Annotated in this window: 26 protein-coding genes; 9 read left to right on the plus strand and 17 right to left on the minus strand. The window is 35.8% G+C overall.

Going from position 1 to position 25,974, the window contains the following annotated elements; genetic code table 11:
* Nucleotides 1–13: 13 nt before the first annotated feature.
* Together BW946_RS17525 and yiaA are read left to right on the plus strand one after the other, a co-directional pair.
* Nucleotides 14–808 (plus strand): hypothetical protein, encoded by a 795-nt coding sequence (locus BW946_RS17525; RefSeq protein WP_076597399.1) that lies wholly within the window; start codon nucleotides 14–16, stop codon nucleotides 806–808.
* A 258-nt stretch (nucleotides 809–1,066) separates the two neighbouring features.
* Nucleotides 1,067–1,459, plus strand: coding sequence for an inner membrane protein YiaA (gene yiaA, locus BW946_RS17530; protein WP_034699887.1), 393 nt, complete (start codon nucleotides 1,067–1,069; stop codon nucleotides 1,457–1,459).
* A 136-nt stretch (nucleotides 1,460–1,595) separates the two neighbouring features.
* Here yiaA and purE read toward each other — a convergent pair whose 3' ends face one another.
* On the minus strand, nucleotides 1,596–2,099 hold the full coding sequence (gene purE / locus BW946_RS17535) for a 5-(carboxyamino)imidazole ribonucleotide mutase (protein ID WP_034699885.1): 504 nt from the start codon (nucleotides 2,097–2,099) through the stop codon (nucleotides 1,596–1,598).
* A 188-nt stretch (nucleotides 2,100–2,287) separates the two neighbouring features.
* Here purE and BW946_RS17540 point away from each other — a divergent pair, with 188 nt between their 5' ends.
* The 3 genes from BW946_RS17540 to BW946_RS17550 all read left to right on the plus strand — a co-directional run bounded on the left by BW946_RS17540 (nucleotide 2,288) and on the right by BW946_RS17550 (nucleotide 6,035).
* Nucleotides 2,288–3,196, plus strand: a complete 909-nt coding sequence (locus tag BW946_RS17540; protein ID WP_076597400.1) for a DMT family transporter — start codon at nucleotides 2,288–2,290, stop codon at nucleotides 3,194–3,196.
* Nucleotides 3,197–3,338: 142 nt separating this feature from the next.
* A complete protein-coding gene (locus BW946_RS17545) occupies nucleotides 3,339–3,905 on the plus strand; it encodes a hypothetical protein (RefSeq protein WP_076597401.1) in 567 nt (188 codons plus the stop codon).
* 6 nt (nucleotides 3,906–3,911) lie between these two features.
* Entirely contained in the window at nucleotides 3,912–6,035 is a 2,124-nt protein-coding gene (locus tag BW946_RS17550; RefSeq protein ID WP_076597402.1) for a cation:proton antiporter, read from the plus strand.
* Nucleotides 6,036–6,306: 271 nt separating this feature from the next.
* Here BW946_RS17550 and BW946_RS17555 read toward each other — a convergent pair whose 3' ends face one another.
* Nucleotides 6,307–7,419 (minus strand): 5-(carboxyamino)imidazole ribonucleotide synthase, encoded by a 1,113-nt coding sequence (locus tag BW946_RS17555; RefSeq protein ID WP_076597403.1) that lies wholly within the window; start codon nucleotides 7,417–7,419, stop codon nucleotides 6,307–6,309.
* 24 nt (nucleotides 7,420–7,443) lie between these two features.
* Nucleotides 7,444–7,995 carry a DUF1543 domain-containing protein gene (locus BW946_RS17560; RefSeq protein WP_076597456.1) on the minus strand — a complete coding sequence of 184 codons (552 nt, stop codon included), beginning with the start codon at nucleotides 7,993–7,995 and terminating at the stop codon, nucleotides 7,444–7,446.
* A gap of 97 nt (nucleotides 7,996–8,092) precedes the next feature.
* On the opposite strand from BW946_RS17560, the gene BW946_RS17565 reads away from it, so the two are divergent.
* Together BW946_RS17565 and BW946_RS17570 are read left to right on the plus strand one after the other, a co-directional pair.
* Nucleotides 8,093–8,923 carry a sulfite exporter TauE/SafE family protein gene (locus BW946_RS17565; RefSeq protein WP_076597404.1) on the plus strand — a complete coding sequence of 277 codons (831 nt, stop codon included), beginning with the start codon at nucleotides 8,093–8,095 and terminating at the stop codon, nucleotides 8,921–8,923.
* Nucleotides 8,923–9,306 carry a DUF1634 domain-containing protein gene (locus BW946_RS17570; protein WP_076597405.1) on the plus strand — a complete coding sequence of 128 codons (384 nt, stop codon included), beginning with the start codon at nucleotides 8,923–8,925 and terminating at the stop codon, nucleotides 9,304–9,306. Before BW946_RS17565 ends, BW946_RS17570 begins: the two co-directional genes overlap by 1 nt.
* 4 nt (nucleotides 9,307–9,310) lie before the next feature.
* On the opposite strand, the gene BW946_RS17575 is transcribed toward BW946_RS17570, so the two are convergent.
* Nucleotides 9,311–9,688 (minus strand): SMU1112c/YaeR family gloxylase I-like metalloprotein, encoded by a 378-nt coding sequence (locus BW946_RS17575; RefSeq protein ID WP_076597406.1) that lies wholly within the window; start codon nucleotides 9,686–9,688, stop codon nucleotides 9,311–9,313.
* 32 nt (nucleotides 9,689–9,720) lie between these two features.
* Nucleotides 9,721–10,161 carry a nuclear transport factor 2 family protein gene (locus BW946_RS17580; protein WP_076597407.1) on the minus strand — a complete coding sequence of 147 codons (441 nt, stop codon included), beginning with the start codon at nucleotides 10,159–10,161 and terminating at the stop codon, nucleotides 9,721–9,723.
* 108 nt (nucleotides 10,162–10,269) lie between these two features.
* Between BW946_RS17580 and BW946_RS17585 the strand changes: the two genes are divergently transcribed.
* Nucleotides 10,270–11,352 (plus strand): endonuclease/exonuclease/phosphatase family protein, encoded by a 1,083-nt coding sequence (locus tag BW946_RS17585; RefSeq protein ID WP_076597408.1) that lies wholly within the window; start codon nucleotides 10,270–10,272, stop codon nucleotides 11,350–11,352.
* A 45-nt stretch (nucleotides 11,353–11,397) separates the two neighbouring features.
* Here BW946_RS17585 and BW946_RS17590 read toward each other — a convergent pair whose 3' ends face one another.
* The 12 genes from BW946_RS17590 to BW946_RS17645 form a co-directional block, all read right to left on the minus strand.
* Nucleotides 11,398–12,456, minus strand: a complete 1,059-nt coding sequence (locus BW946_RS17590) for a diphosphomevalonate decarboxylase (protein ID WP_076597409.1) — start codon at nucleotides 12,454–12,456, stop codon at nucleotides 11,398–11,400.
* 21 nt (nucleotides 12,457–12,477) lie between these two features.
* Nucleotides 12,478–14,247 carry an AMP-dependent synthetase/ligase gene (locus tag BW946_RS17595; RefSeq protein ID WP_076597410.1) on the minus strand — a complete coding sequence of 590 codons (1,770 nt, stop codon included), beginning with the start codon at nucleotides 14,245–14,247 and terminating at the stop codon, nucleotides 12,478–12,480.
* Nucleotides 14,244–15,257, minus strand: coding sequence for an NAD-dependent epimerase/dehydratase family protein (locus BW946_RS17600; protein WP_076597411.1), 1,014 nt, complete (start codon nucleotides 15,255–15,257; stop codon nucleotides 14,244–14,246). The genes BW946_RS17595 and BW946_RS17600 overlap by 4 nt, the downstream gene beginning before the upstream one ends.
* Nucleotides 15,257–17,383: a tetratricopeptide repeat protein gene (locus BW946_RS17605; RefSeq protein WP_076597412.1), complete on the minus strand. Its 2,127-nt coding sequence runs from the start codon at nucleotides 17,381–17,383 to the stop codon at nucleotides 15,257–15,259. Before BW946_RS17605 ends, BW946_RS17600 begins: the two co-directional genes overlap by 1 nt.
* Nucleotides 17,373–18,707 (minus strand): P-loop NTPase fold protein, encoded by a 1,335-nt coding sequence (locus BW946_RS17610; RefSeq protein ID WP_076597413.1) that lies wholly within the window; start codon nucleotides 18,705–18,707, stop codon nucleotides 17,373–17,375. The genes BW946_RS17605 and BW946_RS17610 overlap by 11 nt, the downstream gene beginning before the upstream one ends.
* 203 nt (nucleotides 18,708–18,910) lie before the next feature.
* Nucleotides 18,911–19,915, minus strand: a complete 1,005-nt coding sequence (locus tag BW946_RS17615) for an MvdD family ATP-grasp ribosomal peptide maturase (protein ID WP_076597414.1) — start codon at nucleotides 19,913–19,915, stop codon at nucleotides 18,911–18,913.
* On the minus strand, nucleotides 19,908–20,864 hold the full coding sequence (locus BW946_RS17620; RefSeq protein ID WP_076597415.1) for an MvdC family ATP-grasp ribosomal peptide maturase: 957 nt from the start codon (nucleotides 20,862–20,864) through the stop codon (nucleotides 19,908–19,910). Before BW946_RS17620 ends, BW946_RS17615 begins: the two co-directional genes overlap by 8 nt.
* 74 nt (nucleotides 20,865–20,938) lie before the next feature.
* The gene (locus tag BW946_RS17625; protein WP_076597416.1) at nucleotides 20,939–21,163 is read right to left on the minus strand and encodes a microviridin/marinostatin family tricyclic proteinase inhibitor; all 225 of its coding nucleotides are present in this window, start codon (nucleotides 21,161–21,163) and stop codon (nucleotides 20,939–20,941) included.
* Between the two features lie 47 nt (nucleotides 21,164–21,210).
* Entirely contained in the window at nucleotides 21,211–21,453 is a 243-nt protein-coding gene (locus BW946_RS17630) for a microviridin/marinostatin family tricyclic proteinase inhibitor (protein ID WP_076597417.1), read from the minus strand.
* A 115-nt stretch (nucleotides 21,454–21,568) separates the two neighbouring features.
* Entirely contained in the window at nucleotides 21,569–22,348 is a 780-nt protein-coding gene (locus BW946_RS17635; protein WP_228402635.1) for an alpha/beta fold hydrolase, read from the minus strand.
* Between the two features lie 5 nt (nucleotides 22,349–22,353).
* Nucleotides 22,354–23,073, minus strand: coding sequence for a pyridoxine 5'-phosphate synthase (locus tag BW946_RS17640; RefSeq protein ID WP_076597419.1), 720 nt, complete (start codon nucleotides 23,071–23,073; stop codon nucleotides 22,354–22,356).
* Nucleotides 23,074–23,248: 175 nt separating this feature from the next.
* Nucleotides 23,249–24,517, minus strand: a complete 1,269-nt coding sequence (locus tag BW946_RS17645; RefSeq protein WP_076597420.1) for a mechanosensitive ion channel family protein — start codon at nucleotides 24,515–24,517, stop codon at nucleotides 23,249–23,251.
* Nucleotides 24,518–24,788: 271 nt separating this feature from the next.
* On the opposite strand from BW946_RS17645, the gene BW946_RS17650 reads away from it, so the two are divergent.
* A complete protein-coding gene (locus BW946_RS17650; RefSeq protein WP_076597421.1) occupies nucleotides 24,789–25,973 on the plus strand; it encodes a peptidase associated/transthyretin-like domain-containing protein in 1,185 nt (394 codons plus the stop codon).
* Nucleotide 25,974: the final 1 nt, after the last annotated feature.

The raw sequence follows: 25,974 nt of genomic DNA on the forward strand, positions 1-25,974 counted from the left end.
ACTAAAAAATAACATGAAAAAAATATTATTTCTAGGATTAATGGGATGTGTTGCATTCTTTAACAGCTGCAACAGCAGTAATGACGATGCGGTAAATGAACCTACTGAGAAAAAATTATTATTAAGTAAAATCACTATAGTTTACTATGACAACCCATCTCAGCCACAGACCAGTATAGAAAACCTGGAATACAATAGCCAGGGAGAACTCATAAAAACGATATCCGCATCAGGAAGTTCTACAGTTGAATACAGTAACGGAAAACCCGTCAAGATCAATTACTACACTAACAATCAGACGCTGGAATATTATTCAGTTTTTAATTATAATGGAGATCAGCTGGCAAACGTTAAAGCAATTTATCCCAATCCAGCCAATAACAGAACCGTTACCTACACCTATAATGCAAACGGACAGGTTGCTTCTTCTTCCCTTTGTCAGTCACCGGATTGCTCCAATCCAATGATTGATACTTATACCTATGATGGAACCAATATTTCATCAGAAACTTCAGAAACCGGAGGTTCCTTCGGTACTAGAATCGACTTCTCTTATGATGATAAACTAAACCCATATACGAATCTCAACAAATATCTTAGAATTACGATGAGAGGCGCTTATGTTATAAGCAAAAATAATTATTTGATAGAAAAAATAAGTTACAAAAGTAATGGCGTTTGGATACAAAATCAAACCAGAACTTCCACCATACAATACAACAGCGCAGGCCTACCTATTCAGGTCATTTCAAAAGAAGCCAACGGAAACCTTTCAGCTCAATATAATTACGAATATATCACTCAATAATACAAAGCTCTCCAGAAATTGGGGAGTTTTTTATGAGCTGATCCCACTATCCGCTCATACTCCTCACGCAAGCACTGTCATTCAATAGGAACGGGCTTTAGCCCGTTTACAGTAAATAAAAATAAGATCCATTGGCTTTAGCCCAAACATAAATATACGTCATACAGTTATTCCGGATTCTTCCCTATATTTTCTCTCTATTAGAGCTGTATTTATAAAAAATGAATATCTTAGCCCTCTTAAATAAAACATTAAACTATGAAAAAACAAAGAGTATCGAATGCATTCGTTGCTGCGTCGTGGGTAGCTTTGGGAGCAGGAATGATTGGCTTTATTGTTGGTCTTGCAAGAGCAGAAATGCTGCTGAATGAGAAGGGATATTATTTCACCATCCTTCTTTATGGTTTATTTGCCGTGGTTTCGTTGCAGAAAGCAGTACGTGATAGATTAGAAAACATTCAGGTGACAGACATTTACTATGGAATCTGCTGGTTTGCCACGTTATCATCTATCGTACTACTGGCAATAGGGCTTTGGAATGCAACTATTCTTCCAAGTGAAAAAGGTTTTTATGCCTTTGCCTTTTTACTCGCTCTCTTCGGAGCCATTGCAGTCCAGAAAAACACCCGTGATAACATGCTTCAGGAATAAAAAGAGGCTGTCCGAAAAAGTTTGGACAGCCTCAGTTTTTGCTGATTTTATTCGTACCCCTATACAGGAGGCATATTCAAATATTCTATTCTCAAAAGATGTATCTGACTTTTAGGACAGGACATTTAAAAATAAACTATTTATCAAAATGATTGGGATGCTGAGCTTTAATATCATCCACAGTTCCAAGTACTTTATCTTTTAAAGAATCCTGATATTTCTGAAGTTTTGCGGCTACTTCTTCATTGCCGCTTCCTAAGATTTTCGCTGCTAAAATTCCTGCATTCAGTGCACCGTTCAAGGCTACGGTAGCTACCGGAATACCTCCAGGCATCTGAAGAATAGACAATACAGAATCCCATCCGTCTATAGAATTACTGGACAAGATCGGAACTCCGATTACCGGAAGCGTAGTACAGCTCGCTACCATACCCGGAAGGTGTGCCGCTCCTCCTGCTCCTGCTACAATTACCTTTAAACCTCTTTCCTGAGCAGTCTTTGCATAATCGAACATTCTTTCAGGTGTTCTATGCGCCGAAACTACAGTTAATTCGTAAGGGATATCAAGGCTCTTAAGAAAATTTGCAGCCTGTTCCATGATCGGCAGATCACTCTGACTGCCCATAATAATTCCTACCATCTTCAATTTTATTAGATGTTCAAAGATAAAAAATAAAGATGGAAGTTGGAAGAAGGAGGCCGGAAGTTCTTTAAACTCCATGTACTATCTCTATTTTTTCTATCTGTATCAGTAAAAAACAAAGCAACTGTACCCATCATAATCATTTTAAAACGGCTAATTTTGTTGATTACACTACTTAATATACATTGAAAGATTATAAACTTATTTTTGCTGTTCTTACCGTTGCTATCGTTTGGGGAACTACTTTTTTAGCTATCCGTGTTGCTGTGGAAACAATTCCTGCATGGTTTGTAGCGGGAATCCGGCAGTTTCTGGCTTCTGTTATCATGCTTATTGTTCTTATTTCGAGAAAGCAATTCAAGTGGATTGGCTGGAAAAGTTTAGGATATCAGATTATTTTTGCATCCCTGATGCTGGTGGTAGCGAATGGGATGACTACCGTGGCTGAAGAAACTGTTTCGAGCAGTCTTGCCTCGCTGATCAGTGCATGCTCTCCTATTCTTGTGTTTCTGGGAAGTGTAGCTGTAGGATTGCAGAAATTCAGTGTACGCGCACTTAGTGGCGTTCTGCTTTGTTTCAGCGGCATTCTTTTTATTTTTTGGGACGGACTTAAAGATCTTGCCAATCCTGATTACAGAATGGGAATGATCTTCCTTTTCTGTGCCATAGCAGGCTGGGCCTCGGGAACTATTTTCACTAAGAAATTAAACATCCAAAGCAGAAATATTACATTGAATCTGTTCTATCAGTTCCTCTTTGCAGGAGTAGTTCAGGTTATTTTTGCTTTTCTGTTTTCTGAAAATTACAACTTCGGAAACTGGACAATCAAAAGTATTTCAGCGATGTTATACCTTGCTGTTTTTGGTTCTGTTGCTGCTTTTTTCGCTTTTCATTATGCACTGACGAAAATTTCTCCGGTTCAGGTTTCTATCCTTGCTTACATCAACACTATTATTGCCATATTTCTAGGCTGGCTGATTATGGATGAACAAGTAACGTTTAAATTTATTCTTGCAGCTGTCATGATTATCTGTGGAGTTTTCATTATTAATTACAAACCGGAGATGTTCAAAAGACAAAGAATTGAATCTTAAAACAGAAAATAATATCAAATTATCTTACCCTATCTATTCAACTGTTTTCTAACTTATTAAATATAATTAAAATCAGATCTGTTCCTGCTGGGTTTTGTATTTCCTTCATTTTCCTTATATTGTATACTCCAACCGATACAATATGCTGAAAAACACATTTTTTTTATTGCTGGCTGCCTCTTTTCTATTGGTAAGCTGTAATTACAAAGAGAAGGAAAAGAACCTGACAGACAGGGAAAAACAATTATTAGAAAAAGAAAAAGTATTCGCAAAAAAAGAATCCGAATATCAGTCTCTTCTAAAAATGAGAGACAGTATTTTTTCCAAAAAAGATTCTGTAGTAATTGCTGCTGTATGGCCTACGGAAATTTCCGGCCCATGGAACGGTAAGGTAATCTGTACAGAATCCAACTGCAGCGAATATGCTGTGGGCGACCAGCGTACTGATATCTGGGAATTCGACAATGATTCTACCCAGCCCATCACCAAAATCATCAATAACAATAATCTGGTAAGGCTGTATACGGGCAAGTTTGAAAACAATGAGATCAGACTGTCTTTCAAAACCGATTCTACAGCCAAAAAGAATGTAGAAATGAGCGTTCTTCTTAATGATATTTCAGACAACAAGATCAAAGGAACCAGAACTATTACTTCTGATGGCTGTACCGCCAAGTTCTCTGTTGAATTAGTACGTTCCACAAAATAAACACATATGATTTTACTGAGTATACACAACCTGAGTCTTCCTATAGAAGACCCGGTACTGAAATTCCTGTTGGTACTGGTCATCATCCTTGCAGCACCATTGCTGCTTAATAAAATCAAAGTTCCTCACCTTTTGGGACTTATCATTGCCGGGGCCATCATTGGTCCGAACGGATTCAATGTTTTGTCCAGAGACAGCAGTATTGTGGTAACAGGAACTACCGGGCTTCTTTACATTATGTTTCTGGCTGGGCTTGAGATTGATATGGGCGATTTTAAAAAGAACAAATGGAAAAGTCTCACTTTTGGTATCTATACCTTTACAGCCCCTTTTGTATTGGGATATCTGGGAGGATATTATCTTTTACATTTCTCCATGCTGACCTCCATTCTGTTTGCCAGTCTTTTTTCTTCTCACACGCTTATTGCTTATCCATTGGTGAGTAAGTTGGGAATTGCGAAAAACAAGGCCGTTAATATCACCGTTGGAGGTACAATGATCACCGATATTCTTGCCTTATTGGTACTTGCTGTGATTGTAGGAATGTCCCAGGGTGAGGTAGGAACAGAGTTTTGGGTTAAATTATCGGTCTCTTTTGTGGTCTTTGCCCTGATTGTACTTATTGTATTCCCTATTATTGGCCGTTGGTTTTTCAAAAGAGTGGATGATAAAATCTCACAGTATATTTTTGTACTGGTGATGATTTATCTGGCGGCTATGCTTGCTGAACTGGCTGGTGTAGAAGCCATCATCGGGGCATTCTTTGCCGGATTGGCTCTGAACAGACTTATTCCTCACACTTCTTCATTGATGAACAGGGTTGAGTTTGTAGGAAATGCCATATTCATCCCGTTCTTTTTGATCAGTGTAGGAATGCTGATTGATTTCAAGGTGTTCTTCAAAAGCTGGGAAACCCTCGAAGTAGCAGGAATTATGCTGGCAGCCTCTATCGGAGGGAAATATCTTTCTGCAGTTGCCACTCAAAAAACATTCAGGCTGACCAAAGAGGAAGGAAAACTGATCTTCGGATTAAGCTCCGCTTCTGCAGCGGCAACACTGGCTTCTGTAATGGTAGGTTACAACATCATCCTTTCTGAAACCGAAACCGGAGAACCCGTAAGATTGCTGAATGAGCATGTCTTGAACGGAAGTATTTTGCTGATCCTAATCTCTTGTACAATTTCTTCTTTCATTTCTATGGACAGTGCCCAGAAAATTGCGGAAAGTGACAATGAAGATACCGTTTCCGGAAATACCCATGAAGAAGAAAATATTCTCTTAGCCATCAACCACGAAGCAACGGTTGAGAGAATGGTGAATCTGGGAATTCTGATCAAAGCACATTCCAATACAGAAGATCTTTTTGCGTTGAATGTCATCAACGAAGACAAAAATGAATCTTCGGTTAAGAATGCGGAGAAACTTCTTCACCAGGCAGCAGATACAGCGGCGGCGGCAGATGTAAAATTACAGTCTTTAAAAAGATATGACAATGATGTCATCAACGGAGTGAATAATGTGATTAAAGAACAGAAAATCACCGATCTCATTATTGGACTGGAAGATGAAAAAGGGTTCTCCCCTTCTTTTGTATACAATCTTTACAACGGTTATCTGCAGAATGATGATGTGAATGTACTGGTTTACCATGCTGCACAACCGCTTTCCACCATTAAAAAATATGCAGTGATGATTCCCGAAAATGCTCATCAGGAAGCAGGTTTCTTCCATGCATTGCTGAGGGTGTGGAATATTGCCAGAAATTCCGGGGCCAAAGTTGTCTTTTATGCTCCTGAAAACATCATTGATATTCTTCAGAAAATCATTAAAAAAGCCAATATAGAAGCAGAATTCATTATCATGAGCACATGGCAGGATGGTGAAAGAACTGCTGCCCAGCTGAAAGATGATGAAGCCTTGATTATTCTGATGGCAAAACGCGGCATGAAATCCTATATTCCAAGAATGAGACTGATCCCTGAACTGTTGAACAGGAACCTGAAAGACAATAATTACCTTCTTATTTTTCCTTTCTCAGAATACGACAAAAACAGTCCGGAAATACGTTCTGTAGGAAATCACGGAGATTTTATGGAGATTGGAAATGTGATTCAGAAGATTTTTAAATAAAGCTGGAAGCAGGAAGAGGGATGATGAAAGTTATCGATGGACGAATAATCATTTTTTTTCATCAATAATCAATAGCGTCGGGCTTTAGCCCGATGTGAACCATAGAAATAAAATTGGTTTTAACCGAAACCTGGAATTAAGTTTTGGCTAAAGCCATTTGAATTGATAATCATTTGTAAACGGGCTAAAGCCCTTTACTCTTAAATAATCTCATAACAAAAAAGGGAGCTGTTATCTTTCAAACAGCTCCCTTTTATATGTTTTAATTGGGTTATTCAGAAATTACTCTCACCATTCCTTTCACCTGTACAAGCTTTTCCATAAGCTCTTCCCTGGAATCTGCAAGAACGTTGATGTGTCCCATTTTTCTTCCCGGTTTGGTTTCTGTTTTACCGTATAAATGAATGTATGTTTCAGGAAGTTTAAGAACATCTTCCATTCCTTCATACACTACTTTTCCAGCGTATCCTTCTGCTCCAACCAGATTCAGCATTCCACTGTAAGTGATGGCGTCTGTATCAGCTAAAGGTAAGTTTTTCACCACACGGTACATCTGCTCAAATTGCGAATTAGTATTTCCTTCCTGGCTCTGATGTCCTGAATTGTGAAGCCTTGGAGCAGTTTCATTCACCCACACTTTTCCTTCTTTATCAAGGAATAATTCGATAGCAAACAATCCCGGTGAGTTCACAGCCGCCAGAAATTTCTCTGTAATAGAATCAATCTGGTTCTGAACATCTTCTGTAAGAAGAACCGGACATACATTGAAGTCTAAAAGATTCAGTTTTGGATCAGCTACCATTTCCGTTACCGGGAAAATATTGGTTTCTCCTTTTTCATTTCTTGCAACAATCACAGAAAGCTCTTTTTCAATGTCTACAAGACTTTCAATAACAGAAGCTTCAGTCCATATATGCTGATAATCTTCTTCCGTTTTAATTACCTGTACTCCTTTTCCATCATATCCTCCTGTATTCATCTTCTGAACAAATGGCAGTGGCATGATAATCTTCTCATCACTGTTCCACACCACCTGAAATTCCGGACTTGGAATATCATGAGCTTTATAAAATTCTTTCTGAAGGATCTTTTGCTGGATTGTTTTGATAATATTGGCATTGGGAACTACTTTTATTCCCTGCTTTTCAAGTTCTGCCAATGCATCAGCATTTACGTGTTCTATTTCAATGGTTACAACATCTTTATTTTTTCCGAAGTTCAGAACCGTTTCATAATCATTGAAATTTCCATGTGTAAAATATGAGATATTATGACATGGAGCATCAGATGCCGGATCCAGCGTATAAAACTCATCATCATACTTCAATGCACTTTGTATTAACATTCTTCCCAGCTGTCCGCCTCCCAGAATTCCTATTTTCATTTTTTATTTTTATTAGATTTACGCTTATTGAATTTTATCGATTTTTAAATAGCCAAGCCCCATCGGGTTCTCCTGATTTTCTTCATCAGACTTTTGAAGAACGATAGAATACTTTTCTTTCATAGAGGCAGGAAGGATATCACTTACATTGAATATATCATCAATATCCACTCCATGTTTATCATCAATATGACTTACAGCGCCTTCAAATCCCATTGTCTGATAAAATTCGGTTGCTTTTGCTCTTTTTACAATTTCTCCCATAGACTGCCCTACCATTAAGTGCTGCTCATGAAATTCTTCAAAAAAACCAGGTTTGTACCCGCCTAAATTCAGAAAAAACAACTGATTTTCCGAAGATTTCTCTCCTTTTTCTACAATCTCCACTTTGTACCCATCTGCAAATCTCACTTCCTGATAGCAGTCCAGATGAATTTTTCCTTCAGCTTCCTTCCAAAATTCTTTCATATCAGGAACCAGATCTTTAAGATTTTCCGCTATTCCGAAGAAAACATCGTGCTGTTCTATATTTCTTCCTTCAGGCGTTGCCCCGAGGATGATATAAAATAATTTCAACTCATTTTTCATGCATGCAAAAATACGTTAAATTTATCTTTTTCAAATGTTTGGCAGACTACCACAATAATTTTATATTTGTAATATTATTTGTAGTATGTCAGAAATCATCATACTCTTCCTTGGCGCAATTTCTGCGGGTCTTTTAGGTTCGCTTACAGGTTTAGGAGGAGGAGTTATTATCATTCCTTTATTAACGCTAGGTTTTGGTGTTCCAATGCATTATGCTATCGGTGCTTCGCTTATCTCTGTGATCGGAACTTCTTCCGGTGCGGCAGTAGCTTTCGTAAAAGAAGGCTTTACCAATATGAGAATCGGAATGTTTCTCGAAATAGCCACCACAGCAGGAGCTATTATTGGTGCCCTGGTTTCCGGAATGCTTAACCCCAATACCATCGGAATTATTTTTGCAAGTATTCTTCTTCTAACAGTTATTTTAAATCTTAAAGGAAAACCTGATCACCAGGAACCTTTAGTAAAAGGAAGTTTGGAAGAAAAACTGAAATTATACGGAACATTCCCTGATAAAGGAGTATTGAAAAGCTATTCTGCAAGAAATACTGTTCCCGGATTTTTGATGATGATGTTTGCGGGAGCAATGTCCGGACTTCTAGGAATTGGTTCCGGTGCATTGAAAGTTTTGGCAATGGACAATATGATGAAGCTTCCTTTCAAAGTATCTACAACTACCAGTAATTTCATGATCGGAGTAACGGCTGTGGCCAGTGCACTGATCTACTTCCAGAGAGGTGAAATCATTCCGGTAATTGTAGCTCCCGTATTGATAGGAGTTGTTATCGGAAGTTTTATAGGTTCAAAAACGCTGATGGTATCGAAGACTAAAAAATTAAAAGTATTTTTTGCCATTGTTATTACCATTCTTTCTATTTACATGATGTATAACGGTATCAACAAAAGCTTCAGATAATGAAAAAGAATTTTACAGATGTAGATCTGAACCGTTCGGTAGGAAATCTTCTGAGACTGGGTGTTATTCTGTCTGTGGCTACATCGCTGATTGGTTTTGTCAAGTTATTTTTTGAGGGTTTTAAAATGCCTGAAAAATATACCAGTCTTGTGGTAGGAACTTCTTCTGAAAAGGTTTGGGGGCATTTCTGGGACTCTTTATGTAAAGGAGAAGGTACGGCTATTATTCAGCTGGGTATTCTTTTACTGATTTTCACTCCTCTGATGAGAATTGTTTTCGCTTTAATAGGTTATTTAAAAGAAAAAGACTACGTATATGTAGTCATTTCTTCTATTGTTTTAGCCATTATGGCGGTGAGTTTCTTTGCAGGATACGCCCACTAATTTTTCACATTTCATAAAACTCTAACGGCAGCTGGTCGGGATCCCGGGTAAAGAAAAATTCTTTTCCGGTGAATTCATCGATTCGGATTTCTTCACAGTTTAACCCTTTTTCCATGAGTTCATTTCGCTTTTCCGAAACATTTTCTACAGAAAAAGCGAGATGCCTTAAGCCACATGCTTCGGGACGTGACGGACGCTGTGGGGGATTAGGAAAGGAAAACAGCTCAATCACATAATGATCTCCTATGGCCAGATCAAGTTTATAAGACTGTCTTTCCTCTCTGTATACTTCACGGATGATATTCAGATCTAAAATTTCCGTATAAAATGCCTTCGAAACGTCATAATCTGAACAGATGATGGCGATATGATGAATCTTCATTTTTTCTGATTTTAAACTAATTTTTAATTTTATTACTGTATTTCTTTACAGTTATCTTTTCTTCTTGTATCAATAATATACTGAATTTTCCATTCGGTATTCTGTTTTACGAGCTGAAAACTATTAGCCCCGCAATGGGATAATTTTCCCTTTACATAAAAAGAATAAGGAGTAAATACACTGGCCAGATTTCCATCCGTATGAATGGCTTCTATAATAATTCTTTCATCCAGATCTCCTTTTGTAAATTTTGAAACCGAAACAACAAAATCCTGTATGCTGTCACTTTTTACAGTACCCTCTTTTGTAATGGTCTGCAGCACTGCATTCTCTGCAAAAGCGGATTTTACCAACTCAGAGTCTGCATTTTTCATACCAAGGAACAGGTTTCGGATAGGTTTTTCAATATCTTTATTCTGCTGGCCGAAACACGAAATACTGATCAGAAAAAGAAATAAAATTATTTTATTCATAGTATGGATTTAGATAATTAAAAATAGATAAAATAAAATTTAAATTGATTAACAAATTTTAAAATTCATTTTCCTTAAATTGTAACCCAATTATTTCAGAGATTTTATATGTGGATTATTTACCTGACACTGGCCATAGTTCTTCTGGTCATGACTATATTACCAAAAATACAGCATTCTCACTGGATATTCAGAGTTCCTGAATTTGCTAAAATACAGGTCACCTACCTTATATGCTTTACTTTTCTATTAGGTTTCTTCATAGATTCTACAGAATATTTCTGGTATTATCAGGGTCTTCTGCTGGTTATGTTCATTTATCATGGTCAAACATTGATCAGATATACCCATTTCTATCCTGTAAAAAAACACAGACAGCGTCACAGGTCTTCTGATAAACTGCATTTTATTTCCGCCAATGTGTATCAGTTCAATAAAGAGTATGAGAAATTCATCGGACTTGTCAAAAAACATAATCCTGATTTTTTCATGACCATGGAAAGCAATGGCGATTGGGAAAAAGCAATGAGACCTTTAGAAAAAGAATACGGTTTCCAACATAAAGTGACTCTCGAAAACACCTATGGGATGCATTTTTATTCAAAAGTTGAGATTAAGGAAGCGAAAACCCATTATTTTGTAGCTGATGATATTCCGAGCATCGAGATCCACATGAAAACAGCTGATGGCTTTTCTTTTGTTTTCTTTGGGGTTCATCCTCCGCCGCCAAGTCCTACTGAGGAAGAAACATCAAAGGAAAGAGATGGCGATCTTTTAAGTACTGCCAAGCGTGTAAAAGAAATCCAAAAACCGGTTATTGTGGTAGGAGACTTCAATAATGTTGCATGGTCACGATCATCTGTTCTTTTCAGAAAAACCAGTCACCTCATAGATCCCAGAATCGGGCACTCTTTTGTTTCTACGTTTCATGCAAAATACCGTCTTTTAAGGTTTCCTATCGATCTGATGTTTCACAGTGAAGATATTTTTATTCAACAGCTGAAGACATTGGAGAATTTTGGATCAGACCACCTTCCGGTCTACTGCGAGTTTTTCATAGATCATCACAACGATGAGCAGGAAGAATTGATAGAAACAGCAACATCTGAGGAGAAAGCTGAGGCTGAAATCATGATAGAGGAAGGAAAGAAAGAAGATGGCGAACGAGAAACGGTTGTTACTGAGGATTAAAAAAGTGGGCTAAAAAGCCCACTCCCATTGAATATTTATTCTTATTTAGAATCTCATCACATCCTTTACTACTCCATTTTTTTGAGTATGCTGTAATAATTCAGCTTCAATAAAAGCTTTCATCTGTTCCTCAGAACCATTGCATGGAAACAGAAGGTGAACATTCGCTCCTGCATCCAGCGTAAAGAATAAAGGAAGACCGGTTTCTCTTCTGAAATCCCATATTTTATTGATAACTTCCAAAGTTCCTGTTTTCATCAGGATAAAAGCAGGATCACTCATCATCATCATCGCATGCAGTGTAAGTGCTTCATGTTCTACCAGCTTGATGAAACGTTCCATATCTCCGTTTTTCAGGATTTCTTTCATGGGAACAAAGTTTTCCCTTGCTTCCCGGAATCTTCTTTCTGCATAAGGATTGGTATTCATCAAACCATGTCCTACCGTTGAAGAAACACTTTTCTGTCCTTCATGAATCAGCAAAACCCAGTCATTAAAGTTTTTGAAGACTTCATGAATTTCTGCATCAGGATATTGTACTCCGAACAAATCTGAGCTTTCGGCTACCTCATCCGTTTTTCCCCACACCACAAGTCCGTTATATAAGCTTCTGCATGCACTTCCACTTCCTAATCTTGCTAAGAATGAAGCTTTTCTCAATGACTCTTCTTCAGATGTTTTTTCAGTAAAGGAAGCATCTAAAGCCATCAGACATTTTGCAATGGCTCCAAATCCTGAAGCTGAACTTGCAATCCCGGAACTATGCGGGAATGTATTCTCTGTTCTGATGATATATTTTCCTTTTAAAATCCACGGAAGATACTGCTCTATATTTCTGAAATATTTTTCAATTTTTTCGGCAAATTTCACTTCTTCATTTCCAGCCAGGAAAGTCCGTACTGAAAAAGGCTCGTTCGCTGTAAATTCCATTGAAGTATTGGTCTTGCAATGGTTTAAGGTATAACTGATGCTTGGATTAGCAGGAATCTGACCAGCATATTTTCCCCAGTATTTGATCAGGGCAATATTGGACGGACAGCTTTCTGAAACCGTTTGGGTATGAATGGTGAAATTTTCTTTTCCTATAAAATCTTGTGTCGTCATAGTTTAATTTAAGTGTACTGTTTAGTACATTTTCTCTATAATATCTGCGTATTTTTTAATCACTACATTTCTTTTGACTTTCAAGGTAGGAGTAATTTCTCCGGTATTGATATCAAATTCGGCAGGCATTAAGGTGAATTTCTTCACTTTTTCATAGTCTGCCAGATGGTTTTGTAATTCTTTAATTTTCTCTTTATAAAGATTGATTATCTTTTCATTTTTTACCGCCTCTTCCCAATTGGTAAAAGGAATATTATTCTTTTTGATATACTCCTGTAAAAACTCAAAATTGGGAACAATCAATGCTGAAACAAACTGTCTTCCTTCTGCAACCAGCATAATCTGCTGGATAAAATTATTGTTGGTCAGAAGATTTTCAATCTGTTGGGGAGCAATGTATTTTCCGTTGGAAGTTTTCATCAGATCTTTGATTCTGTCTGTAATGATCAGGTTTCCTTTATCATCAAATTTTCCTGCATCACCGGTTTTGAACCATCCGTCATCTGTGAATACTTTCTCGGTTTCTTCAGGCTTGTTGTAATAGCCTTTCATGATTCCGTTGCCTCTGGCCTGGATTTCATCATTTTCTCCAATACGCATTTCTACTCCAGGAAGTGGTTTTCCACTCGTACCATGTTCAAAGTGAGTGAGAGGGAAAAGCGTCAATGTTGCCGTAGTTTCCGTTAACCCATATCCTACTGTTACATGAATTCCCACTGATTCAAAGAAACGGGTAACTTCCGGCGACAAAGAAGCGCCGCCACAAGGCAGGAACCAAAGTCTTCCACCCATTTTATTTTTAATTTTACTGAAAACCAGCATATCAGCTACAGATTCTTTGAATTTTAATCCAAAAGGTACCGGTCTTTCATTTCTTCTTAATTCTGCGGTTTCCCATCCGGTTTTAATCGCCCAGTCGAAAATCTTTTTCTTCAATGATGAACCTTCTTCCGCTTTTTCAAGAACTCCGGCATATACTTTCTGGAAAAACCTCGGTACGGCACACATGGCAGTAGGTTTTACTTCTTCCAGTGCTTTGGCTACATTTTTAGGATCTTCAAGGAAATAAACACGTGCACCACCGTATAAACAAAGTAAACTCCAGCTTCTTTCAAAAACGTGGCTTAAAGGTAAGAATGCCAGTGAAAGTTCTTCTTCAAAGTTTTTAAACTTAAAAAACTCAAAGTGTGAGTCGAATGCCCTGATGAAATTTCCATGGGTAAGCATTACTCCTTTTGGGATTCCGGTAGTTCCGGAAGTATAGATCAATGTGGCTGTATCATCATTTTCTTTTTTACAGATCTCAAGTTCTGATGAAGCTTTTGCGATAAAATCTTCAAGATAAAAACTGTTGAATTCTTTCTTGATCCACACTGCTTTTTTGGAAACAATAATGGTTTCCAGATTGTTTTCTTCTTTATGTAAAAACTCAAGACAGGCATCATACTGCATTTGATTTCCTACTAAAACAGCCTTCGCTCCGGAATCGTTGATGATATGTTCTGCCTGCTCAGCATTATTGGTAGAATAAACAGGTACCGTGACAGCACCAATCGCCAAAGAAGCCAGATCCATAATCATCCATTCCGATGAATTGTCTGAATAAATAGCGACTCTGTCATTCTCCTGAACTCCGGATTCTTTTAAAGCATTGGCCGTTTTAAAAATAATCTCACTGAATTTTTTCCAGCTCAGCTCTTTCCATGCTGCATCTTTCTTTTTAAATCCGATAGCTGCTTTTATAGGATGTTTTTCTACATTTTTAAGGATAATTGCCTCTGCAAGGTTCATTTCTTCAGCTTTTTGTCGTTAATATAATTATTCAGGTGAAAGTCTATGCTTTCTTTTACAGGGATAAACTGATAGTTTAGTTTTTCTCTGACTTTGTGATTGGAAATGGTGTTGAATGAAGAAATGGCCTCGATATTTGATCGGGTAACCATTTTCAGTTTTGGAATGAGCCATCCGAAAAGGATATTGGCAACTCTTCCGATATTGAGTACAGATTGTGAAAGAATTCTGGCATCTTTAAGCCCCAATCGTGTTCTTACCTGTTTGGCAAGGTCTGCATACCTCTTGTTTTCAGCGACAATAATAAAACGTTCCCCGAAAAGATTATTTTCCATTAATCCAATAGCGGTATTGGCTACATCTCTTACATCAACGTAGGCAGAACCTCCTGAAAAGGTAAAACTATTATCTTCAAAGGTTGAGAAAAGCTCACCGCTGCTTTGACTCCAGTTTCCGCTTCCTACGATCATTCCGGGATTGATAATGATCACATTCAGACCTTCTGCTGAAGCTCTCCAGGCTTCCATTTCTGATAAATGTTTAGAAATAGCGTATGCAGAATGTTCCAGTTTCGGATTAAAGTCAGATTCTTCATCAAGTTCTCCTTTTTCATTGAAATTGTCCAGGACGGCAACGGAACTTACATGGAGAAATTTTTTAACGCCTGATCCTTCGCAGGCATACAAAAGATTTTCTGTACCATTGATATTCGTATGGTACATTTCTTTTTCATCTTTGGGATGAAAACTCACTTTTGCAGCACAATGATATACTTCATCTACATCTTGCAGTGCAGTTTTTAAGGAATCGAGGTCATCAAAATCCACGTTTACCCATTCAATTTTATTGAAAAAATCGTCGGGATTCTCCGTATAAAAGCTGTATGAATGCTTTACTTCGTTTAAATTGCTGCCCGGTCTTTTGGAAGCACGTACATTTTTTCCTCTTTTAAGAAGTTCCAGTACAATTATTCTTCCCAGAATTCCGGTAGCACCCGTTACAAAAATCATTAATTATTTTCAATTTTATTTTTTAAAAGATTATATGCATCTGCATATTTATAATAATTTGGATAATATTTAAGCTTATCCAGGTCATCTTCTAGTATTTTTAAATATGCTTTTAATTCTTCTTTATCATCAATTACCAGAAGACAGAAATTATATAATGTTTCCCATTTTTTAGAAAGAAATTTTTGAGGATTGCTATTTGCCAATTCAGACTGTATTTCAAAAGCTTCTATAAATGAATTTCTTGCTTTTATTTTTTCATTTTTTTTGGTATAAAGCTGACCAATATTAGATAATGTACTGGCAACATTAGATAAAAATACCTTGGGATTCTTATTAGCCAGTTTTCGTCTTATATTTATTGCTTCAAAATAAGCTTCTTCTGCTTTTATCAGTTCATTTTGTATAGTTAATAAATTTCCATAATTATTTAGTGTGGTAGCAACATCAGGTAAAAATTTCTGGGGATTTTCAAGAGCTAATTTTCTTCTTATATCTAATGCATCAGTGTAAAATGTTACAGCCTTTGAAAAAAGGCCCTCTCTTACATATAAGTTTCCTAAATTATTTGATATATTTGCAATAAGAGGAAAAAATACTTTTTCACTTTTACTTGATAATTTCTGCCTAATATTCAAAGCTTCGAGATAATATTCTTCAGACTTTGAAAACTCATTCATTTTGCTATACAAATTACCTAAGTTACTTAATGTTGTAGATACATAAATTAAAAATTTATTAGGATTTTCTTCTGCAAGTCTTCTCCTAAGCTCCAAAGATTGTTTATAATTAATCTCAGCCTCAACAAATTCATTTTTCTCTGAATATAAATTTCCCAAATTATTTAATATAAGAGAAACATCTGCAAGAAATTTTTGCGGATTTTTTTGTGCCAAGGACTTTAAGATCTCCAAAGCTTCAAGATAAGATCTTTCAGCCTTTGAAAACTCATTCATTCTTTTTTCTAAATTTGCAATACTACATAAACTGTTTGCTAATTCTGGTTGAAATTTTTCAGAGTCATTTTCTACTAATATTTTACGTATTTCTAATGCCTCAGAATACGATTTTAGAGCCTCTGAAAACTCATTCATATTAAGCTGTAAATTACCTAAATTATTTAAAGTAGTTGCAACTGATGAATTAAATTTTGGTTCTTTAGCTGCTAGCTTTCTATATATATCTAACGCTTGTTTATAAAAAACTTCACCCTCAGTAAAATCATTCATTTGGATCTTTAAATTTCCAAAATTATTCAATACAATAGCAACTTTTTCAGAGAATATATCATTTTTTTTATTTGCCAAAAGCTTATACCCGTTTAAAGAGATATTATAAAACCTTTCAGCTTCTTTATAATTATTTATAGATTTATATGCTGTTGCCAGTGTTAAAGCTATTGTTGGATTATCAATATCAAAAAAAGACTTATATTCTTTCAACAAGCGTGATATTTCTTTTCCGGAAAATGGAATTGAAGAATATACCTCTAATAAATCAGCAATAATGTCATTTGCCTGTTTTTTAATAGGTACATTTAATTCTTTTGCTTTTAATAGCTGTTCATTTAATGTATTAACTCTTAATGCAAGATGTTCAATATCTTTATTTCCTTCAGCAATTTTCTCTAATACATATGCATTTCCCAAATTTTCTGTTTCATCATTAAATATCTCATCAAAATAAATATTTGTTGCTCTTTGATTATATAAATCTCTAGCATAATAACTTAATTTGGACGTCGTAGTGTGATTTATCCAAAAAAGAATAGGTATGTTTAAAGATAATAAATCTTCCCTTGAAAAATTTAACAATGTTAAAAAACTAAGCTCTTTTTCAAGCAAAACATTATCCAAATCATTAATAATTAAACCTTCAATATTCCTATTATTAATAAAATTGGAAATATTATCAAAAATTGATATTTCATTTTTAAAATGATCTTTAAAGGAAAAACAAATAATTTTTTTTGATTTAGTTTCTAGAACTTTCTCAAGAGAAGTATTTACCTGTTTTCTTAATATTTCATCATTGGAAACACAGAATAGGAAAGATCCTCCTATAGTATTTATAAAGTATCTTTCAAGAGAACGTAAGTTTTGATGATATTCGGTACTAAATTTCACTTTCTCTTTCTATTTCCCTTTCTTTTAAAATTTCTTTAACAACAGGATGTACATCATACCAACCCTCTCCATTATATCCTAAAATTGACAAATTGTGTCTCAGATCCAAATCTACCTCGGAATTATCTAATTGCTTGATCGTACTCTTATTTAATTTCTCTAGTGCCTCATAATAATCATTAGCACTAATAACACTCCCATCCTCTTTTATTTTTTCTGCTATAGTTTCTTTATAAGAACGCTTTAACTTAATAAAAGCTTTATTAAAATGCTTTTCTTCAATAATCTCTAAGTCATCATCTAAGGCATAATCAGCAGCATCAATAATCATTCTGAATAAATCTCGTATACAGCCACCACTCGATTGAATAAATTTCACTAATAGATCTTCGCTTTCAATACAGTCATACACATCTCTTTTCTTTATTAACTCTATTAAATCATTAATCCCCTCGGCATTTTCTGTTCCATTTTTGTGATAAACTTTTACCATTGGTAATTCATAAACGTTGCTATCAAAAGCTCCATTAATGATATTTGATATATGACTACATTTAAGAGCTATAGGATATGTAAAAATCATATTTGTTCTTAAACTAGTAAATACCGAACTATGAATATGAAAAAGTTTGGATGCTATTTCAATATTTAACTTATCAGTATCTTCTACAATTATTAATAGTCCTTTATTATTAGTCAATAGTGCATGTGAAATTTCTCTAATTAAATCATTACATAAACTTAACAAGTCCGCAAGTTTGTGTTCCACAACCTCATTAATAGTTTTTTTTGCAGAATAATTTAGCTTAGTTACATTTTTCAGTGTAGTAAAAAATTTTGACAAAAGAGGAATTGAAAAGCCAGCCTCGGCTCCAATTGATGTTTCAAAATCATTTGAAAATTCTTTAACTTTACTTATTTCTTCCGAGGTTGTCCAATTTTTAATATTCTCTAGTAATGATGGTACTATATGAAGATTGTTATCATTAGCATACTCAAATAACCTCTGCATTATAAGTATAATTAAATCTGTATAATTAAAATTAACAGGATCTAATTCATCTTGAATGGAAATATTTAAAACGAAAAAATCATTTTCCAACTCTTTTTGCATCTTATTCAGTTCTGTGCTTTTTCCACATCCTGCAAAACCAGCTAAAAGGCAATGTAATTCTCCAGTTTTATCTTGTAAAAGTCTTCTCTTAATTCTTTTTATTGGATTATCACCCCTTGAAGAAAATAAATCACAATAATATTCATCTAATTGATCTACACTTAATTGCTTTAAAGATAGAACTTTATATATAGTTTCTAATTTTGACATTTGATTCTTAGATATATATATACAAATATATGATTAAAATATCAATTATATCTTAAGTCTCTTATTACAAATTTCTTGACAAAACAACTATTCTTTTTTCAAAAATAACAGCAAATTTAAGAGGGTATTTTTTAATGTAAATGTAAAAGTCCTGAAAGAATTGACAACTTTCAGGACTTTTATGCTCAAAAAGCACATTGTTTTTAAGCCATTACCTCATTATTTCTTCTTGGCGCTTTGTCGCAGAGAACATCTGCAATGCTTTTGGAAATAAGGTTTCCTTCTGTAAGATTATCCAGCCAGAAGAATTCTCCTGCCGCATTGATTTCGATAAAATAATATTCGTCTTCAGGAGAAACAATCATGTCTATGGCTCCGTAATCTACGTTGTACATATCAAGCAATTCAAGCAGTTTTGATTCCACATCTGCAGGAAGTTCTGTTCTGTTCCATTTATCAATAAGATTAACACCGTCTTTTCTCCAGTCTACTTTTGCGTCTTCAGACTGCTGGGAATCTATTTCGAATGCATACACATCTCTTCCCACAATGGTAATACGAAGCTCTTTTTTTTTCTGAATCATCTGCTGAAACTGCATAGGACAATATAATAACGAATCCAGCTCTTCCAGCTTATCCTCGCCCACAACGTTCGTAAACACTACATTTTCCACACCGTTTTCATAAATAGCAAAACCGGTTTGCATTTTTGCCACCACATTTTGATGTTTCAGGATAAATTTTCTTGCCTCATCAGGATTATTGGTAAGACAGGTTGCCGGAATGGTAAGACCTAATTTATCTGCAATTTTCAACTGTTCTTCTTTACTGTCGAGCCTTCTGTAAATACTAGGCTTTCCTAAAGAATAAGCATCCACAGATTCAAAGAAACCAAAAAGGGTATTTCTGATTTCTCCCATAGCCGCACCGTAGAACTTAGAATCCATTTCTTCTTTTAATCCTTTTCCGATATTGTAGGCTCTTCTGTACCAGATGGCAGAAATATCGTCCAAACGGTGTTTTGTTTCAGGAGTTTCCAGGTAACTGATCCATTCTCCATCCTGGAAAATAGTGGACAGTTTGTTTTGTAATGGATAAACGTCTACATCAAAGCGAATGACTTCACAATTATTTTTTTCTATGTATTCTGTAACTTTTTCAATGGAAAAGTTATCTGCGGTATGGGTAATTATTAAAATTTTATTCATGGAAATTAATTCTTTTGATAAGGTTGTCGGCAATTCTTTCTGCGATGGGAAATCCCAGCTCTTTCTGAAGCATTCCCCATTCTCCCTGCGGATTGACTTCAAGGAAGTAATGCGCTCCGTCTCTTCCTTTGATCATATCGATCGCTCCTGTATAAAGTCCCATTTCGTTCATCATGGCGGTGAGATTGGCTTTAACTGATTCAGGTAATTCATATGTTTCCCAGAAATACCCTTCACGGGCTACTCTCCAGTCTGCATTTTCACTGTTATTGATTTTTCCTGTGAAGAATTCACCATCTACATACATGATTCGTAATTCGTATTCCTTATCAATGTAGGGTTGAAAAATCATCGGACAGTAAGCAATATCTGAAAGGTGTTCAAGGGATTCTTCCTCAATAACTGTAGTAGAAATCATATTTTCTCCTGACATTGTTTTTGCCGTAACTCCGTGAAGCTTCGCAATGGCTTTTCCCTGACAGTATTGATGGAAAAATGTTGTTATTTTTTCTTCATCATTAGAAAAAATGGTTTTGGGAATGGTTAAGTTATTTCTTTGTGCTATTTTCAGCTGAAAGATCTTATTTCCATCTATTTTTTTTTCATTTTCATAAGGGTTGATCCAGGGAATATCTTCTAAAGCTGTTATCAGATTATACCTCAGACTTCCATATTCATTGAGAAAGATTTTTTCATAATCCTGATCCAGTTCTTCGGGAGCGCTGATTCTCCAGGCTTTTCTATGCCATACTCCTTTAATGGCATCAGAATGAATGGTATTTCCGGACTCATCGGTCAGTTCAAATGAGTTTTCATAAATGCTGATTTTCTGAAGATGGTTCAGGCGGTCAGAATTCAGTCTGAAATAAGGAATATTTTTAGAAGCCAGATATTCGAAAAAGAGATCAATATTATAAAAATCCTGTGAGTGAGTGATGCAGAGAATCATTTGCCGGTTGTATTAAAAAGGGAAACTTAATGTCTAAGTTTCCCCTACTATTTTATTTAATATTCTTTCTGATCTTACAGTGGAACGTTGATTGTATCATCATCACCATCAGAAGGATATTTCAGCGTGTGCATCATATCGTCTTTTGGAGAAGTCACTGTATCTATTGCCGGTTTTGTAATGACATCTCTTTCAGGAATTGAGATATCTGTTCCTCCTTTTACTGTTTCAGGATCTTTTACCTGTTTTTCTAAAAATGATGCGAAAAACGGCTTTTTCTTTGAGTTGTTGCTTTTCATAATGTTTTAGTTTTGGGTTGATATATTAGCTTAAGCTGTATTTATATTTAGTCTAATTCTAAAACACCTTCATCACCGTCTGAAGGATATTTCATCGTTACATTGTCATTATTAGGTTTTGTAATGCTGTCTTCAAGCGCTGTGGTTGTGATATGATCCTTGATTACTGAAGTAATCTGATCTGCAGCAGCAGAAGTAAGACCTCCTCCTGTTATTGTTTCAGGGTCTTTAACCTGCTTCTCTAAGAATGACGCAAAGAATGGCTTCTTTTTTGAATTTTTGTTTTCCATAAGTTAATATTTTTATCGTTTTGACAAACGCAAAGTACAAAAATTTCAACTCATGGAGAAATAATATAAATTTTTAATAAAATTTTAACATAAAACTAAAAATCAGAGTATAAAATCAATTCAAACCAAGAAAATCCTTGACAACATTTGCAAAATCAACCGGATTTTCTGCCTGTACCCAATGTCCGGCATTCTTTACTGTCACAATTTTAGCTTTAGGAAATTGCTGTTTGATACCGAATTCGTCCTGTGGAAGGATATAGTTGGATTTTGCTCCTGCAATAAACAGTGTATCACCTTCAAAAACCCCAAATTTAATGGCATTGGAGACAAATTCTGTATATTTTTCAGATAGCGTTTTAAGATTGAATCTCCAGCCCAGTTTTTTATTATCATCCCAATACAGGTTTTTCGTAAGAAACTGTACGGTAGATCTTTCAGGAATATATTGGTTCAGGACGGCTTCCACTTCATTTCTTGAAGTTACCGTATTGAAATCAACGGTCTCCAGCGCTTTAATAATTCCCTGATGATGCGGCGGATATGCTTTAGGCGAAATATCTACAACGATCAGTTTTTCAACCCGTTCAGTATATTTTATCGCAAACTGCATCACTGCTTTTCCTCCTAATGAATGTCCCAGAACATGAGCTTTCTGAATACCATAATGATCCATATAACGGGCAATATCATCTGCCAGATCATCATGAGACATACTTTCTGAGTGAAAGCTTCTTCCGTGGTTTCTAAGATCGATCAGGTGTACCGGAAGATATTCTCCCAGATCCTTTCCGAAACTTCCCCAGTTGTCGAGCATTCCGAATAGTCCGTGAAATACAAGAAGCGGCGTATTCGTTACATTTTCGCCAAATATTTTTGAGTTTAAGATTTCCATATTTTTTACCATTTTGCCAGTCTCTTCAGATAAGCCTGAACCGTATTTTCCAATCCCATATAAAGTGCTTCAGAAACCAAAGCGTGTCCGATAGATACTTCCAGAAGGTTCGGAATGGTATCTGAAAAATATTTCAGGTTTTCCAAGCTCAGATCATGCCCGGCATTGATTCCCAATCCGAATTTTGTAGCTTCTACAGCTGTGTCGTAATAAGGTTTTATAGCTTGTTCTTTATTGGTAAGATAATTTTTTGCATAAGCTTCTGTATACAATTCTATTCTGTCTGCACCTGTTTTAGCTGCATATTCTACCAATTCCGGCAAAGGATCCAGAAAAATAGAAGTACGGATTCCTGCTTTTTTAAATTCTGCAATGATGTCTGTAAGGTAATCGAGATGTTTCTGGGTATCCCAGCCTGCATTGGATGTAATAGCGTCATCAGCATCCGGTACGAGAGTCACCTGTTCAGGCTTCACCTCCAGTACCATATCGATAAAGCTCTGATGAGGGTTTCCTTCAATATTAAACTCAGTCGTAACCAACGGCTTCAGATCATAGACATCTTTTCTTGTGATATGCCTTTCATCAGGTCTTGGGTGTATGGTAATTCCCTGTCCTCCGAATTCCTGAATTTTTACAGCAGCTTCTGTAACACTTGGGGTTTCACCTCCTCTTGCATTTCTTAACGTCGCAATTTTATTAATGTTTACGCTTAGTTTTGTCATTTTTTATTGTAGATGTTAGATATGATATGTTAGAAGCTTGAAGCCTGAGGCTGTAAGTAAATCCAGACATTGTACTTCCTTTGGTCTTCTATATTCATGATCATTTAAAAATTTAATTAAAATTTGTTTTAAAGGTGCTGAAACTTCCAGCTTGCTCTTCTGCCTTCAAGCTTTTCTAAACCTTCACGCTTACCTGCATCACCTGAAGTTCAAATTCTTTCGAAGCCACCAGTAAATGGTCAAAAATATCGGCCTGAATCTGCTCAAAACGTTCCCATTGTGAATCATTGGCAAAACAGTATACTTCAAGTGGCAGCCCTTGTGGGGTAATCTCCAGCTGGCGCACCATTCTCGTTCCGTTTTTATCCACATCAGGATCATTTTCGATATACTGTTGTGCATAGTACCGGAAAACTCCGATATTGGTAAGCTGTTTTCCATTCACAATTTTATCTTTATGTTCCAGGCCTTCTTTTTCTTTTCTGATTTCAGAAGTCTTTTCTTTCAGATAATCAGAAATTAAATTGATTTCTTTTAACCGTTCAATATCTTCATCCGTAAGAAACTTAAAAGAATTGATGTTAAAGTAAATTGATTTCTTAATCCTTCGGGTATTAGATTCAGACATCACCTGCATATTCTTGATCTCGGTGGTCATCAAATCATAAGTGGGAATCGTAGAAACTGTTTTATCAAAGTTGGTAATTTTGGTTGTCAAAAGGTTGATCTCCGTAATATTTCCTTCGATGCTGTATTTCGGAATACTTACCCAGTCTCCTACTTTCAGATTTTTGGAAGTAGCCACGTGAAGACCTGTTACAAACCCAAGAATAGTATCTCTGAAAACCAATACCAGAACAGCTGTAATTGCCCCAAGACTTCCTACAATAGTGGTTCCTTTGATTCCGAAAATCACACAGAGTCCCACTACTGTAAATATGAAAAGTCCTAAAATTTTTACAGTTTCGGAAATGGCATTAAGCGCCATTATTTTATAGAAATCCTGTTTAATGCTGAAATAATTCCTGAAAGCTGTCAGTGATCTGTAAAGCATTCCCGCTAATATCAGGACCAATCCCAGATTGATACATCTTATAATAAAGATGGTTGTTTTTGGCAGTGCATTTTCCGGAAAAACAGATCCCTGAATCCCGGCAACAGCAATCAAAGCAGCAAAATGAGCTACAGAATTGGTGATTTTAGACTGGTAAATAGATTTTAAGATCGGAAACTTCTGTTCATTATGAAATAACCTGAATACGGAATTGATGATGAACTTAAAAATAAAATCGGCAATAAAAAACAGGACAAGAAGTAAGCTCAATTTTACAATGATATGAAAAATCCAATCCAGCCCGGAAGGTGAAATCCGGGTAATGTAAATATAAAGCTGCTCGCTTAGCTCCTGTATAAAGTTTTTGGTTTCTTGTAACTGGTCATTCATCACGGCAAATTTATGAAATTAAGAATCATCATTTTACTATTCACAATCAATTTTCATCCCAAAAGCTATTCACCCTAAAATATTTAATAAAAATTATGAGCAATGATCTTAAAAAATAGTAAGTCTGCCGCAAACCACAATTATAGATGAAAAATTAACTATAAATTACAGATTTAAATAAAAAATATTAAAATAATTTCCACTTTCAATGTTTTAATATCAAAAATTAATTAAATTTGATTAAAACTAAACCCATCAAAACCAATTAAATATGAAACAAAACTACTTGTTCATTATGCTGTGCAGCCTTGTACTGTTAGTCAATTGTAAAGGCGGTGATGACTCGATCAACCCGGAAGTTTCCAAAACAGTATCCACTGGAACTGTAGAAGGCAAAGTATTTGCTAAAAACGGAACAAAACCTATTGGCGGTGCCATTGTATTTACTATTGACAGCAAAAATCAGGTTTATCACACGTATTCCAATGCGGATGGTTCATTCAGCCTGACTGCACCTGAGGGAAATACAACCCTTCACATCCAGACTGGCAATGGCCTTAATTTCAGAACTGAAATTCCCGTTACGGTTAATAAAAATGAAACAACCAGTGTTGCCAGCAAAGATTCCAAACTGAATCAGATTGCAAAAATAGCTTATGTAGAAGGTAGTTATGACGAGATAGAGGCCATTATTACAAATCTTGGTTACACCGCGACAGAAATCAGCTATCAGGATTTAAAAAATTTCAATACCATTTCTCAGTATGATATTATTTTCCTGAACTGCGGTTCACGTAATCCTGCACAGACGGGAACCAACTCTCCCGGTAATGATCTTTCTGTTTTCAGTAATCTTTCTACTTTTATCACGAATGGCGGAAGCATTTACACCTCAGACTGGGCAGCAGCTTATTTGGTAGGGGGAGATAAATACGTTTCAGGCTGCAGTACTTATGGAGGTTTTCTGGATCTCACAAAGATTTGTTTTACCAACACCGGAAATTCTGCCATGTATAATAACTGTAGTGTTACCAATACTGCTATGGCGGCAGCATTAGGGTTTAGCACACTGGATATTCAGTATGATATGTCTTTATGGGAAAAAATTCAGCATTATGATCCTACATTCTGGGAAGTACTGGTACAGAAAGGTAATGAACCTTTGATGATAAGAACTAATAAATATGTGGATAAAACGGCTCCTAAAATCTCAGTGGGAACATCTTTAAACAATAATCATATGACAATCTGCCATCATACGGCAGGTGGCAACAATGTTACCATTACCATTAATCAGAATGCCTGGAATGCTCACCAGGCGCACGGTGATTACGTGGGATCATGTTCAGGAACAACAAGTAGTGGAAATATCTACTATACCACATTTCATAACCATGCAAGCGGAAATATCGGTAAAGCAGGACCGATTCTGGAATACGTAATCTTAAATTTGTAAT

The organism is Chryseobacterium sp. RU33C, from assembly GCF_900156015.1.
Lineage (GTDB): Bacteria > Bacteroidota > Bacteroidia > Flavobacteriales > Weeksellaceae > Chryseobacterium > Chryseobacterium candidae.

What these genes read in the sequence shown, in the direction of transcription:
- BW946_RS17545 (WP_076597401.1), top strand. Translation starts at nt 3,339, where the DNA reads ATGCTGAAAAACACATTTTTTTTATTGCTGGCTGCCTCTTTTCTATTG.
- BW946_RS17650 (WP_076597421.1), top strand. Translation starts at nt 24,789, where the DNA reads ATGAAACAAAACTACTTGTTCATTATGCTGTGCAGCCTTGTACTGTTA.
- BW946_RS17615 (WP_076597414.1), bottom strand. Translation starts at nt 19,915, where the DNA reads ATGAATAAAATTTTAATAATTACCCATACCGCAGATAACTTTTCCATT.
- BW946_RS17600 (WP_076597411.1), bottom strand. Translation starts at nt 15,257, where the DNA reads ATGATTTTTGTAACGGGTGCTACCGGAATTCTGGGAAGAATAATTGTA.
- BW946_RS17620 (WP_076597415.1), bottom strand. Translation starts at nt 20,864, where the DNA reads ATGATTCTCTGCATCACTCACTCACAGGATTTTTATAATATTGATCTC.
- BW946_RS17630 (WP_076597417.1), bottom strand. Translation starts at nt 21,453, where the DNA reads ATGGAAAACAAAAATTCAAAAAAGAAGCCATTCTTTGCGTCATTCTTA.
- BW946_RS17525 (WP_076597399.1), top strand. Translation starts at nt 14, where the DNA reads ATGAAAAAAATATTATTTCTAGGATTAATGGGATGTGTTGCATTCTTT.
- BW946_RS17645 (WP_076597420.1), bottom strand. Translation starts at nt 24,517, where the DNA reads ATGAATGACCAGTTACAAGAAACCAAAAACTTTATACAGGAGCTAAGC.
- BW946_RS17625 (WP_076597416.1), bottom strand. Translation starts at nt 21,163, where the DNA reads ATGAAAAGCAACAACTCAAAGAAAAAGCCGTTTTTCGCATCATTTTTA.
- BW946_RS17640 (WP_076597419.1), bottom strand. Translation starts at nt 23,073, where the DNA reads ATGACAAAACTAAGCGTAAACATTAATAAAATTGCGACGTTAAGAAAT.
- BW946_RS17595 (WP_076597410.1), bottom strand. Translation starts at nt 14,247, where the DNA reads ATGAACCTTGCAGAGGCAATTATCCTTAAAAATGTAGAAAAACATCCT.
- BW946_RS17550 (WP_076597402.1), top strand. Translation starts at nt 3,912, where the DNA reads ATGATTTTACTGAGTATACACAACCTGAGTCTTCCTATAGAAGACCCG.
- BW946_RS17575 (WP_076597406.1), bottom strand. Translation starts at nt 9,688, where the DNA reads ATGAAGATTCATCATATCGCCATCATCTGTTCAGATTATGACGTTTCG.
- BW946_RS17635 (WP_228402635.1), bottom strand. Translation starts at nt 22,348, where the DNA reads ATGGAAATCTTAAACTCAAAAATATTTGGCGAAAATGTAACGAATACG.
- purE (WP_034699885.1), bottom strand. Translation starts at nt 2,099, where the DNA reads ATGGTAGGAATTATTATGGGCAGTCAGAGTGATCTGCCGATCATGGAA.
- BW946_RS17555 (WP_076597403.1), bottom strand. Translation starts at nt 7,419, where the DNA reads ATGAAAATAGGAATTCTGGGAGGCGGACAGCTGGGAAGAATGTTAATA.
- BW946_RS17610 (WP_076597413.1), bottom strand. Translation starts at nt 18,707, where the DNA reads ATGTCAAAATTAGAAACTATATATAAAGTTCTATCTTTAAAGCAATTA.
- BW946_RS17580 (WP_076597407.1), bottom strand. Translation starts at nt 10,161, where the DNA reads ATGAATAAAATAATTTTATTTCTTTTTCTGATCAGTATTTCGTGTTTC.
- BW946_RS17590 (WP_076597409.1), bottom strand. Translation starts at nt 12,456, where the DNA reads ATGACGACACAAGATTTTATAGGAAAAGAAAATTTCACCATTCATACC.
- BW946_RS17570 (WP_076597405.1), top strand. Translation starts at nt 8,923, where the DNA reads ATGAAAAAGAATTTTACAGATGTAGATCTGAACCGTTCGGTAGGAAAT.
- BW946_RS17585 (WP_076597408.1), top strand. Translation starts at nt 10,270, where the DNA reads ATGTGGATTATTTACCTGACACTGGCCATAGTTCTTCTGGTCATGACT.
- BW946_RS17565 (WP_076597404.1), top strand. Translation starts at nt 8,093, where the DNA reads ATGTCAGAAATCATCATACTCTTCCTTGGCGCAATTTCTGCGGGTCTT.
- yiaA (WP_034699887.1), top strand. Translation starts at nt 1,067, where the DNA reads ATGAAAAAACAAAGAGTATCGAATGCATTCGTTGCTGCGTCGTGGGTA.